The organism is Asticcacaulis biprosthecium C19 (genome assembly GCF_000204015.1).
GTDB lineage: Bacteria > Pseudomonadota > Alphaproteobacteria > Caulobacterales > Caulobacteraceae > Asticcacaulis > Asticcacaulis biprosthecius.
The window spans coordinates 113,529-128,196 of the sequence record NZ_GL883076.1; the positions used below are offsets into that span (position 1 = coordinate 113,529).

At 57.2% G+C, this 14,668-nt stretch carries 18 protein-coding genes; 2 read left to right on the forward strand and 16 right to left on the reverse strand.

The features are described 5' to 3' along the window. Positions 1-30: 30 nt before the first annotated feature. The 5 genes from ABI_RS00515 to ABI_RS00535 are packed head-to-tail and all read right to left on the reverse strand — an operon-like array spanning position 31 to position 5,837. The gene (locus tag ABI_RS00515; protein WP_040308410.1) at positions 31-591 is read right to left on the reverse strand and encodes an MAPEG family protein; all 561 of its coding nucleotides are present in this window, start codon (positions 589-591) and stop codon (positions 31-33) included. A 32-nt stretch (positions 592-623) separates the two neighbouring features. After that, a complete protein-coding gene (locus tag ABI_RS00520) occupies positions 624-1,247 on the reverse strand; it encodes a cation efflux transmembrane domain-containing protein (RefSeq protein ID WP_040308411.1) in 624 nt (207 codons plus the stop codon). 10 nt (positions 1,248-1,257) lie between these two features. After that, complete coding sequence (lspA, locus tag ABI_RS00525) at positions 1,258-1,734, reverse strand: signal peptidase II (RefSeq protein WP_050808160.1); 477 nt, start codon at positions 1,732-1,734, stop codon at positions 1,258-1,260. Then, entirely contained in the window at positions 1,734-3,671 is a 1,938-nt protein-coding gene (locus ABI_RS00530) for a cytochrome c/FTR1 family iron permease (protein ID WP_006270833.1), read from the reverse strand. Before ABI_RS00530 ends, lspA begins: the two co-directional genes overlap by 1 nt. 18 nt (positions 3,672-3,689) lie before the next feature. Beyond that, positions 3,690-5,837, reverse strand: a complete 2,148-nt coding sequence (locus ABI_RS00535; protein ID WP_280959732.1) for a heavy metal translocating P-type ATPase — start codon at positions 5,835-5,837, stop codon at positions 3,690-3,692. A 48-nt stretch (positions 5,838-5,885) separates the two neighbouring features. Between ABI_RS00535 and ABI_RS24110 the strand changes: the two genes are divergently transcribed. Then, positions 5,886-6,323, forward strand: coding sequence for a MerR family transcriptional regulator (locus tag ABI_RS24110; RefSeq protein WP_085930168.1), 438 nt, complete (start codon positions 5,886-5,888; stop codon positions 6,321-6,323). Between the two features lie 258 nt (positions 6,324-6,581). On the opposite strand, the gene ABI_RS23315 is transcribed toward ABI_RS24110, so the two are convergent. Further along, entirely contained in the window at positions 6,582-7,142 is a 561-nt protein-coding gene (locus ABI_RS23315; RefSeq protein WP_006270835.1) for a TetR/AcrR family transcriptional regulator, read from the reverse strand. Between the two features lie 172 nt (positions 7,143-7,314). Here ABI_RS23315 and ABI_RS00545 point away from each other — a divergent pair, with 172 nt between their 5' ends. Further along, a complete protein-coding gene (locus ABI_RS00545) occupies positions 7,315-8,325 on the forward strand; it encodes a ferredoxin--NADP reductase (RefSeq protein ID WP_006270836.1) in 1,011 nt (336 codons plus the stop codon). Here the strand turns inward: ABI_RS00545 and ABI_RS00550 are convergent. The 10 genes from ABI_RS00550 to ABI_RS00585 all read right to left on the reverse strand — a co-directional run. Continuing rightward, positions 8,322-8,630 carry a MerR family DNA-binding protein gene (locus ABI_RS00550; protein ID WP_441293820.1) on the reverse strand — a complete coding sequence of 103 codons (309 nt, stop codon included), beginning with the start codon at positions 8,628-8,630 and terminating at the stop codon, positions 8,322-8,324. The two genes, ABI_RS00545 and ABI_RS00550, sit on opposite strands and share 4 nt — an antisense overlap. Next, entirely contained in the window at positions 8,528-8,842 is a 315-nt protein-coding gene (locus ABI_RS26735) for a MerR family transcriptional regulator (protein WP_441293819.1), read from the reverse strand. Before ABI_RS26735 ends, ABI_RS00550 begins: the two co-directional genes overlap by 103 nt. 155 nt (positions 8,843-8,997) lie before the next feature. Then, positions 8,998-9,261, reverse strand: coding sequence for a CopD family protein (locus ABI_RS00555; RefSeq protein WP_040308412.1), 264 nt, complete (start codon positions 9,259-9,261; stop codon positions 8,998-9,000). A gap of 61 nt (positions 9,262-9,322) precedes the next feature. Further along, the gene (locus ABI_RS00560) at positions 9,323-9,856 is read right to left on the reverse strand and encodes an SRPBCC family protein (protein WP_040308413.1); all 534 of its coding nucleotides are present in this window, start codon (positions 9,854-9,856) and stop codon (positions 9,323-9,325) included. Continuing rightward, positions 9,843-10,463: an L-2-amino-thiazoline-4-carboxylic acid hydrolase gene (locus ABI_RS00565; RefSeq protein WP_006270841.1), complete on the reverse strand. Its 621-nt coding sequence runs from the start codon at positions 10,461-10,463 to the stop codon at positions 9,843-9,845. The genes ABI_RS00560 and ABI_RS00565 overlap by 14 nt, the downstream gene beginning before the upstream one ends. Before the next feature lie 53 nt (positions 10,464-10,516). After that, positions 10,517-13,015, reverse strand: coding sequence for a copper-transporting P-type ATPase (locus ABI_RS00570; protein ID WP_157138659.1), 2,499 nt, complete (start codon positions 13,013-13,015; stop codon positions 10,517-10,519). Between the two features lie 110 nt (positions 13,016-13,125). Next, positions 13,126-13,398: a metal-sensitive transcriptional regulator gene (locus tag ABI_RS00575; RefSeq protein ID WP_006270843.1), complete on the reverse strand. Its 273-nt coding sequence runs from the start codon at positions 13,396-13,398 to the stop codon at positions 13,126-13,128. Positions 13,399-13,450: 52 nt separating this feature from the next. Continuing rightward, positions 13,451-14,119 (reverse strand): methyltransferase family protein, encoded by a 669-nt coding sequence (locus ABI_RS00580; protein ID WP_006270844.1) that lies wholly within the window; start codon positions 14,117-14,119, stop codon positions 13,451-13,453. A gap of 2 nt (positions 14,120-14,121) precedes the next feature. After that, positions 14,122-14,451, reverse strand: coding sequence for a DUF2933 domain-containing protein (locus ABI_RS24115; protein WP_083811353.1), 330 nt, complete (start codon positions 14,449-14,451; stop codon positions 14,122-14,124). A gap of 8 nt (positions 14,452-14,459) precedes the next feature. Continuing rightward, positions 14,460-14,668 (reverse strand): hypothetical protein (locus tag ABI_RS00585; RefSeq protein ID WP_211211100.1); only part of this gene is annotated, 209 nt, incomplete at its 5' end.

Consider the following 14,668-nt stretch of genomic DNA (forward strand, 5'->3'; position numbering starts at 1 on the left):
CCACCGGGCAGCCTGCTTCCGCCTGTGAGGTCAGGAAATTGCCTCGAGCGTCACCGCCGTTAACGTCCACACGAAGAATAACAGGCTCGGCAAAACCGTAAGGACCATTCCAAAGGCGCGGCCGCCAGCCCCTTTGCCATATCCAAGAATGAATGTAATTCGGCCAATCGAGAAAAGGGCCACTGCACAAAGCACAAATGGAACCGCGACGTCCCGCACGGTCAACAACAATGCCAAATTGACGAAAACAGCGACCATCGCCTGTTCCAGTGTATTCTGCAGGAACGCGACGGCGATGGCAATCTTAGGACTTGGCGGCGCGAAAGCCGCGCCGTTGATGTCCGCGGGTGAATGTCGCCGGCCGTGTGCGACCATCCCGACACCGGCCATCACCCAAAAAACGATAAATAAACTGCTGACAGCCCAGAGCTGCAGTAGTCCTTCGAAGTCAGATGGCAACTGCTTCATGACTCGCGGCACCCCAAAATAGAATGCGACATATAGCGTCGCAGACACGACAAACGCTGCCACCGCGCTTCTTCGGATACGTTTTTGTTCAAGGCGCAGATCGCGTTCATTTGGAATTTGCATGGAAGTCCCTCCGAAAACGTTTCAACGCTGAATCATTTATTCGATGCCGGTTTGTGCAGTTCCAGCCATGCGTCTGAAATGATTTCACGCGAAGAATAAAGGAAAAGACCTGCGATTATTCCGGCGACGATCAGATCGGGCCACGCAGAGCGCGTTACGCCCACCAGGACTGCGGCTGCAATTACCCCGACATTTGCCAGGGCGTCATTTCTGCTGAAAAGCCAAACCGCTCTAGCTTGGGCATCACCTGCGCGGAAGCGGGACAATACATAGGCCGACAAGACATTTATCAGGAGGGCGATGATCCCGATCCCGCCCATTATGGCGGCTTCCGGGGGAACGGCCTCGATCGCTCGCCAAACCGCCATGGCAAAAACGTATATCGCCAGAAGGGCTAGAAATAGGCCTTGCGTCAATGCAATTTTAGACCTGGTTTTTGCCTGCCAGGTCAACGCGACAAGGCCGAGCAAAGTAATGCTTCCGTCGCCAAGAAAATCGAGAGCATCGGCTTTCAAGGCTTCACTGCCGGCCAGAAATCCGCCGGCCGTCTCCGACAGGCCGAACCCGAGGTTCAACAGGACAACGATCCATAGTGCTCGTCGATATGCGGGATCGGTCCGTGCTCGCTTCGTGTCGCCTTCACAGTCGTCACTCATGGCTCACCTCTTAACTGGCACGGGTCCTTTCGGGCCGGAACAGCAGTTCAAACATCAACAGCGCAAATCCGATCGAAATCCAGGTGTCGGCGAGATTGAATGCGGGAAAGTGTGCGCCCATCGCATGGAAGTCGATCCAGTCCACAACAGCGCCTCGCCAAAGTCGATCACAGAGATTGCCGACGGCGCCGGCCAGAACGAAGCTATAAGACAGGCTTTGCAGGCGGCTCTTTGCTTTTTTGAGCAGGATCAGCAGCCCAATGGAAATGACGCTTGCCAGCAAAACAAAAAACCAGCGTTGCCACCCTTGCTGATCCGCCAAGAAGCTGAACGCTGCGCCGGGATTGAGAACGTGAACGATGTTGAGAAAAGGCGTTACTTCAAAAACATGATGGAGTGGCATCCGGGACGCTACCGCGGCCTTACTTAGTTGGTCCGCGGCGATAAGCAGGATTGAAACCGCCAAATATATGCTGAGACGGACCATCAGTTTTTCTCCGCCAAGGGTTTGGCCCGGAATGCAAAAAGCACGATCCCCAAGACAACAGCCTGGGCTGCGATGGATTCAATCGTAGGATAGATGCCAAACAGCTCGATTTTGGGTAGCGGGAGAGGGGTCAGAGGTAAGAGACCGGCCTCCTGTAGGGCGGCAACGCCTTTTCCTGCCAGGACGACCGCGAGCGCAGAAATCAGGATGGAACTGTAGGCGAAGAATTTGCCGATGGGTAGTCGCTGACTGTATCGCAGCATCACCCAACCAACGGCGAACAGGACACCCGCCGCAACGCCGGCGCCGGCAAACAGCGCCATGGCCGTTTCCGGATTCCAAAGGGCCGAGAAAAACAGGATTGTTTCGAAAACCTCGCGGTAAACGACAAGGAACGACAACCCGAACAGGAACCACAGTGATCCCTTCGACAGCGCCTTGCTCATGGTTTGATGGATGAACTTTTGCCACTCATCGGCCTGGGACTTTCCATGCAACCAGATGCCAACCCACAACAACACGACGGTTGCAAGGACGGCTCCAAACCCCTCTGTGAGTTCACGGCTAGCACCACTGACACTTATCAGGTAGGTCGCGGCGGCCCAGGTCGCCACGCCCGCGGCCAGCGCAGCGATCCAGCCGCCGTGGACCCACGGCAAGGCATCCGTCCGGTCGGCCTTGCGCAGGAACGCGATCATGGCCGCGACAATCAGCAGGGCCTCCAAGCCTTCTCTCAAGAGGATTGTGAAGGCGCCAACGAAGGTGGATGTCGCGGTGGATTGGTCATCGGAAAGCACCCGCTCGACCTCGTCCAACGAAGCGACGACGGTCGCAACCTTGGCACTTACGGATACGGCGGGCTCGCGAGCGGCAATAGCGCTTCGGACGGCGATCATTTCCTTTTCAACCCGGGTTAGCAGAGCGTTGTCACGAGCCGCTAGAAGCGGCTCCACCGTCTCGAATCCGTCAAGATACGCGGACAGGGCCAATTTCTCAGCATCCTGCTTCTTACCGATTCGGTAGGCTTCATCAGCTTCGCGAAGCCGCTTCCGAGAAATGGCGATCGGGCTGGCAGCGGAAAGCACGGCCGCCGGATTGGAGCGCAGATATGCCGTCACATTGAGGGCCTTCTCTTCACCTATCCGTTTTGACAAAGCAGTCGGGGTAAGGCTGACCAAAGCAGCCAAGTCAGGTACGAGGGCTCTGACTTCGGGTTCACTTTTCCAGATCTTCTCGCCGGCCTTTATTCTGTCTTCGAACGCGAAACCGCCAACGTAGAAGGCCAGCGCCCATCTTTGCTGCTCGGGAAGATGGGCGAAACTCGGCATCGACGTGCCGTCGAGCCCTTGGCCGATCACCTGATAAAGGCCGAAAACGCTCCGTTCCCTGGCGCGTCCGAGGTCACGGAACGCGATTGGGGGAGGGTCAAGTCCGATGGCGGCGGAACCTTTGCCGTCGCCGGTAGAACCGTGACAGCTGGCGCAAGTCGCATCATAAATCCGCTGGGCCGACAACACATCGGGAACAGCCGTCGGCGCCAATTGGACGGGATAGGCTGACAGGAGGGCGCCAGCAAGAGCTTGGGCATCGCGAGCAATCCTCTCGGGTGTCGCCTTGTCGGCAATCGCCGCTTTAAGCGAAAGGGTTCCCGTAAGAAGTTGCGCTTTTTCCGGCCGGTCCTCGAGCGAGGTGATCTGTTTTTCGACCGTTGCAGCGAATTCGACCATCTCGGCATACTCAGCGTCGCTGACTACTTTGCCGTTCTGCACAGCGCCGGGGTAGTCGACCGCTACGTAATCGAGCAGGCGCCACGCTACCTGAACGGTTTTTGTGTCATCCGCAGATGTCGCAGGTGCCGCCCTGCTAAAAGAGGGTGACGTCAGGCCGGCAAGTGCCAGGACGGCGACGAAAAACAAATTACGAAACATGAGGCTCATTCATTCTAAGACACAGGATCAGTGTTTGGACGATGTGGAAAAACTTAACAAGCGCAAGGCGTTCAAAGTCACCAAGACAGTGGCACCCGTGTCCGCAAGGATAGCCATCCATAGGGACGTCGCACCGGTTAGCGTCGTCACCAGAAACACGGCCTTCAGGCCAAGCGCCAGGGCGATGTTCTGCCAAATGTTGCCGAGCGTAGCCTTGGATAGGCTGATCAACTGCGGTACCCCGGAAACCCGGTCCTTCAACAGCGCGGCGTCGGCTGTCTCAAGCGCCACATCGGTTCCGCCGCCCATCGCAATCCCCACCGACGCTGCGGCCAGGGCCGGTGCGTCGTTGATGCCATCACCCACCATGGCAATCGGCGCGGTCTTGCCGATCTCGGAAATGCGCGCAAGCTTGGCGTCGGGGAGCAACTCCGCTTCAGCCTCGACGCCAACCTGACGCGCGATGGCAGCGGCCGTGCGCCGGTTGTCGCCTGTCAACATCAAGGTCGTGATGCCGAGATCCTTGAGGGCCTGGACAGCTGCTTTCGCATCTTCCCGAAGTTCATCACGAATAGCGATCAAGCCCTCCGCCACCTTGTTGGCGATCACGACGACCACGGTTTTGCCTTCCTGCTCGAGTGAGTTGATCCGAGCAGTCACTTCAAGCGACAGAACCGACTTTTCGGCAGCAAAAATCGGCGATCCGACCGACACGAAGCCGGACTTCAGACGCGCGGTGACGGCCTTGCCCGGAACTGCATTTGCACCGCCAAAACTCACAGGAAGTTCGATCCCGCGACCCGTCGCTGCCTCGACAATCGCCTTGCCAAGCGGGTGACTGGTATTTGCTTCGACAGCCGCGGCTTTCGCCAGGACCGAATTCTCGTCGCCCAAAAGCGCAATCACGTCGGTCACCTGTGGTCGACCTCTTGTCAACGTCCCGGTCTTGTCGAACGCCACGGTTTTGATTTTTCCTAATGTCTCCAACGCTGCTCCACCCTTGATCAGAAGACCCTGGCGTGCGCCGGCCGCCAAACCCGAGGCAATCGCGGTCGGCGTAGAAATGACCAATGCGCAGGGGCAGGCGATCAGGAGGGTTGCAAGTCCTCTGTAGGCCCAAGTCATCCAGTCTCCGCCCATAATAAGAGGAGGAACAACGATGATCAGCCCCGCGACCAACATGGCCGCTGGCGTATACCAACGGCTGAAGCGGTCGATAAATCGGGCCGTCGGCGCCTTGCTCTCCTGGGCTTCCTCGACGAGGTGGATGATGCGCGCGATCGTATTGTCCGCAGCCTTATGGCTGATCCGGATACGCAATTCACCATTCGCATTGATGCTGCCCGCGAATACCTCCGAACCTTCCGACTTAAAGACGGGAATGGACTCCCCGGTAACGGGCGATTCGTCGACCTCGGAGGATCCCTCGACGACCTCACCGTCCGATGGCAAACGATCACCTGGCCTGACAATAGCGATATCGCCGACTTCCAGAATCTCCGCTTCCACCTCTATGATCTTGCCTTCCCGCTCTACACGCGCCGTGCGCGGAATGAGCTTGATCAAGGCTTCGATGCCCGCCCGTGCCCGTCCGGCAGCAACCGTCTCGAGGACCTCACCGACAGCAAAAAGGAAGACCACAACCAATGCTTCTTCAGCTTCGCCAATAACGACAGCCCCGATCGCAGCCACAGACATCAGGGTTTCGATGCTGAAAGGCGATCCGGCTAGCGCACCTGAAAGAGCACGACGGCCAAAGGGTAGGACGCTGATCAATGCTGCGGCAGTTGCGATAATGACGCCGTATTTAGGAACCAGGTGCTCTAGGAGTAGACCAAGTGCCAACATCGCGGCCGTCAGGAGTACGAGCTTACCCTTTCCGGTCTGCCACCAATGTGGACCCGGCTTGAGCGTCGGCAAAGCGCGCGCTGCAGTTACGGGAACCGGCGAAGGCTCATAACCGAGGCTACGGATTTGCTCCTCCACCTTTCCCAGGGGAGTTTGCTCCTGATCGAGAGCCAGGTTCAGTGTCTCGTTCTGGTAAGACACGGAAACCGCACTGACGCCGGGAAGCTTGTTCATGGCGGTTTCGATCTTGAGCGCGCAAGCGCCGCAGTCCATGCCTCCGACATGAATACGAATGGGGGAGGGAGTAGCCACTTGCGACCTCGACATAGCTGAATGGCCGTCGTATACACCCTGTAGTAACTAGAGGGTCAAGGCGTGGGCATTGAACAATTTTCGATCGGTCATTTAGCCCGGACAACAGGCACCAAGGTCGAGACAATCCGCTTTTATGAAAAGACGGGATTGATACCGGAACCTGCGCGCACTACTGGCAACTTTCGGTCTTACGAAGCCCAACACCTCAACCGGCTAAGCTTTATAAGGCGGGCGCGCGACCTTGGCTTCTCTTTGGACGAGGTTCGCGCACTGCTTGCCTTATCAGATGAAAGAAACGGATCGTGCCAGGCGGTCGACGAGATTGCACGGAAACATCGTGACGAGGTCGAACGGAAGATTGCCGACCTTCAGGCTCTAAAAGTCGTCCTTGATAACGTCATTGAAGATTGCCATTGCCGCACCGTTGCAGAATGTTCGATTATAGAGGCACTTGCTCCGCGAAGACCCGTTCTGTCTGATAGTGCCGCAATTGCTTGACCGCTAGATTTGAAGTCGTTTAACGCAAAATGCACGGTCCGGGCCATCCTAGCAATACGCTAACCGTCGTGCCTTCGGCTCTGTCCTGGGCCTTGCGAACATTACCAAATTTTGCGTGTTGGTTGCATCGGTCATTACAGCGGCGGCAGCAGTGGTCTTTGGCCGAGATATACGGCGTTAGCGTCTATCGGACTAATTTCAGGTCTTGAGATCAGGAGGGTTTGACCTCCTGGATACTATCCAGTCAACATGATGGCTTTAACGGAGTTGATCCTCGCCGATCGATCTTACAATTCCCGCCCGTTCGGCAACTCCATACAGAACGTAGCGCCGAAACGCAGCATCAACCTCCGCAGGATGCGTGCGCGCGCCGGTATCGAGCCATGAGGTGAGGACTGACATGAAAGCGCCGACGACAACCGCGATGAGGATTTGGCGGTCGGCGCCATCCTCGATCTCCAACAGCGGGTCGCGCCTCACAATATCGCTGAGGATATCGCGGAGGGTCTGTAACGCGATGGCCCCGCCAGACGTACCCATAAGGGCCTTATATAAGCCGGCATGATCCCGCGCGTGTTCGAACATGGCCAGGCTAAAAGCCAGCGGCGGTGCGCCGCCTTGCGCAGGCGAAGTGATTTGATGCGCAGTGAGGATATGTCGCAGACGTTCCAGGCCTGCGCGTTTCAGATCTTCTTTCGACGTGTAGTGAAGGTAAAAAGTCGAGCGTCCGACATTTGCAGCGTTGCAAATGTCATGGATGCTGATCGCGTCATAACCCTTGGTGTTTATAAGATCCAAAAACGCGTGTTGCAAAGCCATGCGCGTCCTTTTGACCCGGCGGTCTATATGAAGGCCGGAAACAATTTCGGGACTATCTGGCATTTCTGTCCATTTTCAGATGGCGTGAGGCGGGCGTCCAGCAAAAGATATTGAACAGGATGTCCAATGCCAGTCTACTTGTCCAGGAGCTTATTGTCCGCGGGTACTTCCAATGGATCACGACTTCTTTCGCCATTTACACGGCAGCGATCAAAAGACTTGGCGCCGCGTCGCTTATCATCTGGTTTTGAAAGGAAAACGTGAGATTGCCGAGCGCACGTGGTTGTTCAGTTTTGCAAAACCAGATGGCTTTTCATACCAGGCAGGCCAGCATGTACGCATGACCCTTGAGAAGCTATCCTCGCGGGCTGCCGGAGGTAATGTGCGCTTTCTGTCATTCGCCAGTGCGCCCCTCGAGCAAGACTTGACCTTCGCCTTGCGTATGCGTCCAAGTGCATTCAAGCAAGAATTAGATCGCTTAATCCCAGGCGATCGCGTGATGGTCGAAATGCTGATCGACCCGCCTCAAGGCGCATTTTTTCTCGACACACAAGGTGTCAATGCGACCGTATTTATAGCGGGCGGAATTGGCATTGTACCGATATTTTCGATGATAAAATCAGCCCTCGATTCCGGACAAGAGCGCGCGTTGATCTTGTTCTACTGCAACCGGCGACCGGAAGACGCTGCCTTTCTGAAAGATTTGCACGCTTTGGCGCAACAACATCCATCATTCAAGTTCTTGCCCACAATGACGGCATCTCCCGCCTGGGGCGGTGCGACGGGGCGCATTACCAAGGCAATGATCTACGACCAAGTCCGCGACCCTAAGGCAGCACGATATTATATCGCAGGACTGGAAGGCATGGTAACGGACACGCAGTCCATGTTGCGGCGCGCCGGTGTTTCGAAGACAAGTATCATTTCGGAGGAATTCGGAGCTTTTGCGGCGGCTTCTCACGCGCGCAGGAAAAAACCGCAAGGCTATCTCTGGCTTTTGTTGCTGCTCGTGGTGCTCGGTGGCCTGCACGTTGGCGGCGGCGCTTACCTGGCGGGCGTCATGCCTGATAACTGGCAATGGAACTGGACGCTGATAGTCGGCGTGACGTCCGCAATCATGTCTTTGATCGCCCTCAAACTATTCCTGCTTCGACACTTCTGGCGCGGCAGGCACCGTCATTAAGAAGACGCGTCAGACAAACCACCAAAACGATGGGGCGCCTTCGCGGGGCCCTCGGCACCGTCTTCAAAGTCTTTTAAAATGGGGCAGTCGGGCCGATCGTCGCCGGCACAGCATTCCGCAAGGGCTTGAAGCGTTTGCGCCATAGCTTCCAACTCGCCGATCTTCTTACGTAGGGCCTTCACGTGCCCGAGCGCCTTTTCCTTCACATCTGAACTGTGTCGCGTACGGTCACGCCAAAGCGCCAGGAGCTCGGCAATGCCCTCGACCGTGAACCCAGATCGCGGGCGCGGCGGATGAAGCGCAATGTGTGCACGTCCTGGCCTGAATATACGCGGTAACCAGCCTCTGATCGTGTGGCCGGGGGAACCAGGCCCGTCTGCTCATAGTAACGGATTATCTTGGCCGATACGTGTGAAGCCTTGGCGGCCTGTCCGATGTTCATAGGAATCCTATTTTTTAAGGCGCATGATGCCGAGCCGCTGCCTGCCCATTCGTAATTGGGGAAGCTTCCCACCATGGGAAGGGCAAGGGCAAATTTTTTCCGACAATCGCTATTGACCTTCCCATGATGGGAAGCCCCACCTTTCCCCTAGGCGAGACGGATTTAACCTGCACAAGCTATAAGGCGACAGCTACCGTCGCGAAAACCGGGAAGGTCAGATAGGCAAACCACTACGCCGAGATCGACCAGGATAGGCGATTCCAGCCGCCGTGCGGCGCTATTCCCCAGGCCTGAATAAGTGGCAGCATTGCGGCGAATATCACGAGCTTGACCGCGAGCAGGACGCCGTAGGGCGACTGGAATATCTGCCCGACATGATCGAGACCGATGAGAAAGTAGCTGTTGATTAGACCGGACACGACCAGCACGGGCGCGGCGATTGTCACGAAGACAAACACCAACATCGACCAAATACATGTCCAGCGCTTCAGCATGAAAGTATAGGCCCGTTGCCTTCACTGAGAAGTGAACTTTGCCCGGCTCGTTGTCTCATGATCAATCGGCGACCGGCTTCAACCGAGGCAGAAAGGCCCTTCTGGCATCCGAAGCCATTTGGCTAACGCACCAGCGCGCGTAAATCGAGGCAAAACACAGACTGAGAATGCCGCGGAAGAACGTAGTCAGGTGATTGTAGTCTATAAATACCCGAAGATGGCTGCCGCCCTTGGCTGGCCTGATCTCGAATCCCATGCGATAGGCTCCGATGATCAGAATCTGTGTTTGGCCACACGTTTCCCAGACCTTGCGGCGAGGTGGGTCGTGTACGGTGATGACCTCTTCGACCGACAGCTTGACGCCCAGGAACCCGCCACCCATCTTGATGACCGATCCCACGGCCTGTCCCTTGGCTGCGTCGAACTCATAGGTCATCCGGCCGCCCATCATCATCATGGACGGCTTTTCCATATGACTTCCCAATTTTGATTGGTCGTCTATGTGCGCGAAAACGAGATCAGGCGTGGCCGCGACCTCAACGCTTGCTTCACAGCTGTGGCCGTAGCTCCCCTTCGTTGTCTCAACCCCGGTCATCTGCAACCTCCCAGATGAAGTTGCACGCCGACCTTCCGTCGGCGATTCGGTGTCCCGGACCTCCGCGGTTAAAAGTAACCTGATCCGGCAGGTATGAATTGAACGCTGCGTTGTCGATTTGGCATATGATCGGCGTCAATTCGGGAACGCCCATGGCGGTAAAAACCTCGTGGTACAAGCAGCGCGTAATCTTTATCTCGAAACGCTTGTCGGTCCGTTCAACCACGTTAAGTGTGTTCCAGCGCGTAAAGCCGGCCCTGTTGACCTGAATTTCGAGATCGCACAGATTGGCAAAGGTGCGTTCCACGCTCGTCGTTTGGTACTGGAAATTCCATTGCGCCAGGCCACCGGTGAGGATGGTGACGCGCATGATCTCGAAGGCTTTGTCCGGGCCGATGGCTGCCTTCAGATTGACGTAGACCCATAGTGGCAGGGCAACGATTTCCACGAACTCCGCCGGAAATCGGGGATCGATGCTCTTTTTGAAGCGGCCGACCGTCAACTTGCATCTGAGGAGGAAGATCAGCGGGAATCGCATCTCCGTGCGCAGCATATGCAGAAGGAGCGGCGTCGTGATCTTCTGCAGATCGATGGCGGTGGCAGGCAAGCCCTGACTCCGAGTCGGCAAGGTCACCGGAAGAGATACGGCGCCATTGTGGGTCACAACAGCTTTACCCCCCTGATCCGCGAGGCATTTGCGATCACCGAAACGGAGCTGAAGGCCATGGCGGCACTGGCGATGATCGGTGACAACAACAGACCGAAGAACGGATATAGGATGCCAGCGGCAACCGGCACGCCAAGAGCGTTATAGAAGAAAGCAAAGAATAGGTTCTGGCGGATATTGTTCATAACGGCATGGCTGAGGCGTCGAGCGCGGACAATGCCCAGCAGGTCGCCCTTGATGAGCGTGATGCCAGCGCTTTCCATGGCGATATCGGTGCCATTGCCCATGGCGATCCCGACGGTGGCCGAGGCGAGTGCGGGCGCGTCATTGACGCCGTCGCCGGCCATCGCCACCTTTGCGCCCATGGCGATCAGGTTCTGAACGACCTCGGCTTTACGCGCCGGCAGGACGTCGGCCTCGATATCGGTGATGCCGAGCTTGGCCGCGATGGCCTTGGCTGTGACCAGGTTGTCGCCTGTCAGCATGACGACCTTGAGGCCTTCAGCTTTCAAGGCTTTGAGCGCTTCGACCGTGGTTGCCTTGATCGGATCGGCAACGACGATAATGCCTGCGGGTTTGTCACCGATGGCGATATACATGACGCCCTGGCCTTCGTCGCGGAACGGACGGGCCAAAGCCTCAAGAACACCGGAGGCAACGGAAGCCTCTTCCAAAAGGGCTGCATTACCCAAGATAACCGTTTGGCCGTCGACCAGGCCGGTCACCCCCTTACCGGTCACCGAGCGGAATGACTGAGGGTCGAACAAGGTCAGGGCCTTAGCGGCGGCACCATCGACTATGGCCTGGGCGAGCGGGTGTTCGCTGGACCGTTCAAGCGAGGCCGCAAGCTGAAGCAACCGATCTGGAGAAAAACCATCCAGCGCTGAAACCTTGATCAGGCGTGGCTTGCCTTCGGTCAGGGTGCCGGTCTTGTCGATAACCAGGGTGTCAACCTTTTCAAAAGTCTCGAGCGCTGCGGCGTCCCGGATGAGGATGCCGGCCTTGGCGGCGCGGCCGGTGCCGGCCATGATCGACATGGGTGTGGCCAGACCCAGCGCGCAGGGACAGGCGATGATGAGCACGGCGATGGCGTTTAGCAGTGCATAGGCCAGTTTGGGCTCAGGTCCCCAAACGCCCCACACAACCGCCGTGACGACAGCGATAGCGACGACGATCGGCACGAACCAGCCGGAAACGATATCCGCCATGCGCTGGATGGGCGCGCGTGAGCGTTGCGCTTTAGCGACCATGGCCACGATCTGCGACAGCATGGTTTCGAGGCCTACGCGCTCGGCGCGGATGACCAGGGCGCCTATTCCGTTGAGGGTTGCGCCGGTAACCTTGTCGCCGGCATGCTTCTCAACCGGCAAAGACTCCCCGGTCAGCATCGATTGATCGACGGCGCTGGCACCTTCGACGACGACGCCATCGACGGGGACTTTCTCACCGGGGCGAACACGGAGCCGGTCCCCGACCTTGACATCGCTGACCGGAATGTCGTGTTCTGAGCCGTCTTCAGCGATCAGGCGGGCGGTCTTCGGCGCAAGGTCGAACAAGGCGCGCAGGGCGCTGTTGGTCTGGGATCTGGCCTTGAGTTCCAGGACCTGGCCGAGAAGAACCAGGGTCGTGATGATGCTTGCCGCTTCATAATAGACTTCCGGCGGCATCGACTGGCGGGTGAAGGCCATGAAGGCCGCTGGGAACAGTGTGATGGCCAGGCTGTAGACGTAGGCGACGCCGACGCCGAGCGCGATCAGAGTGAACATGTTGAGCGAGCGGTTCTTCAGCGACTGCCAGCCGCGGACGAAGAAGGGCCAGCCGCAATAGATGACGACGGGCGTCGCCAGCGCGAGTTGGGCATAGCGCGCCAGGTCGTTGTTGAAGTTTTCGTGGATCCACGGAATGAAGTGTTCACCCATCACCTTGAGCAGCAAAGGGACCGACAAGGCGGTCGCAATCCAGAACCGGCGGGTCATGTCGACGAGTTCCGGGTCGGGCTTGTCGGACAGGGCGACGCCTGCCAGTTCCAGTGTCATGCCGCAAATCGGGCAATTGCCGGGCTTGCTCTGCTGGACCTGGGGGTGCATGGGGCAGGTATAGATGGCGGTTTCGCCGGCATTTCCCGCGATAGGCGCAGACTTGGCCGGAGGGCTCTTTTCGGAAGACGCCGAGATAGCCGACGGTGCCGTAACTGACTCTGAATGACAGCAGGACTTAGTGTCGCTGGAGGCGGTTGGCCCACCTTCGGGGACCAACGTCATGTGGCAGATCGGGCAGTTCCCTGGACCGTCCTGACGAACTTCCTGGTGCATCGGGCAGGTGTATTTAGCCGCTGCGTCGGTGACCGGTTCTGTGGGTTGTGCCTCTGTCGAATGACAGCATGAGGCCCCTTCGCCTTTGTCGGCAACAGCGTCAGTTGCCGCGACGGGAACCAGTGTCATATGGCAAATCGGACAATTGCCGGGTCCATTTTGCTGGATTTCCGGGTGCATGGGACAGGTAAAGATAGCCGGTTCCGTGGCGGTGACCGAACTGGATCGGCATCCGCAGCCGCCTGATTTGCTGGGTCCAGCATCGTGTGTGTCGTCCATGGTCTGGCTTCCTATTCGTATTTCTTGAGCAGCGTCATGATCTCGGTGATCTGGTCGTCGCGCTGTTTTTCGCCAGTGCAGCACCTATCTGTCAGACACGACTTCATGTGAGTTTCCAATACGCTAAGCTCGATGGTCTTTAGAGCGCTGCGCACGGCGCGAAGCTGGGTGAGGATGTCGACGCAATACTGGCCTTCGCCGATCATGCGTTTGATGCCCTCGATCTGGCCGGCGGCGCGGTTCAATCTCGGCAATTGTTCGGAATGCGACGGATGTTCGGACATTATGGCCTCAAATATACCCCTACCCGGTATATATACCCGGTAGGGGTATTATTCAAGTCCTCGGCGACAGCTTGCCTGCATTTGAGCCGAACCGGGGGAAAAACCTGGGCGTAACCGCAGCGTAGCGCCGCCAGTCGTCGCCGAATTCGGCTTCAGACGTCTTTTCCTCTTTCAGGGCTAAACGCACGTACATGAAGATGAGGATCGGAAACATGACCAGCGTAGGCAGGGTCGGCCATTGCAGCAGGAAGCCAAACATGATGATCACCAAGGCGACATATTGCGGATGGCGCATGCTGGCATAAATGCCGGTGCGGGCGAGGCCATGGCCTCGTTGTGCCTTCCACAGGATATGCCATGCATTGGACAGCATTATGAAGCCACCAAAAATGAACACGCTACTGAGGATATGAAAGATGTCCCAATGCGGATTTCCTTTCATTCCGAAAAGCGTGTGAAGCAGGTGGCCATTGTCGTGCGACAGGAAATCGACGCCTGGATATTGCGTGGCAAGCCAGCCAGACAAGACAAAGATCGATAATGGGAACCCGTACATCTCGACGAAGAGCGCGATAATGAACGCTGAAAACGCGCCTAAACTCCGCCAGTCAGTCTTGGTTTGCGGTTTAAAGAAGCTAAGGGCGAAGCCTATGAAGATGACGGAATTGATGATGACGAGCCACCAAAGGCCGTATGCAGGGTCAGAATTGGATTGGTCCATGGTCAGTGCCCTTCATGTTTATGGTGGGGGTCCGAACGCGGTTGATGCCCCGTTGAGGTACCATCTGCCGGAGCAACTGCTTTTAGTTCGCCCGGCGACTCTTCGTAGCTGTGAGGGTGATGACCGCCATGATGTCCGCCGTGCATGAAGATGTGCATCAGTGGGCACGCCAGGATCAGTAGCCAAGGTAAGAAGCCCAGCAGGTGTAATCCATGACCTTTGTAGATCAGGAAGCCGAGGACGGCCAAGCATAGGAGCGTGGCCGCGCCGGTTCGTGAAAAGAGCCAGCTCTTGAGGCTACCGCCGGTTTGGGAGTCATGTTGCGCTTTCATAGAGACACCTAATGGGCAGGATGACGGATAGTGAGATCAGCGTCAGTCGATGCCGATGAAGACGATGACGACTGGGCTGGCATGGCGCCGTCCTGATTCCCCATCATACCCATTTGGCCATCTTTCATGCACGGCATGTCGCCCATCATGGCCTGCATCTTCTGCATGTCTTGCACCTGGGCGGCCATATCGGCGTGCATAGCCATCATCTTCTTAC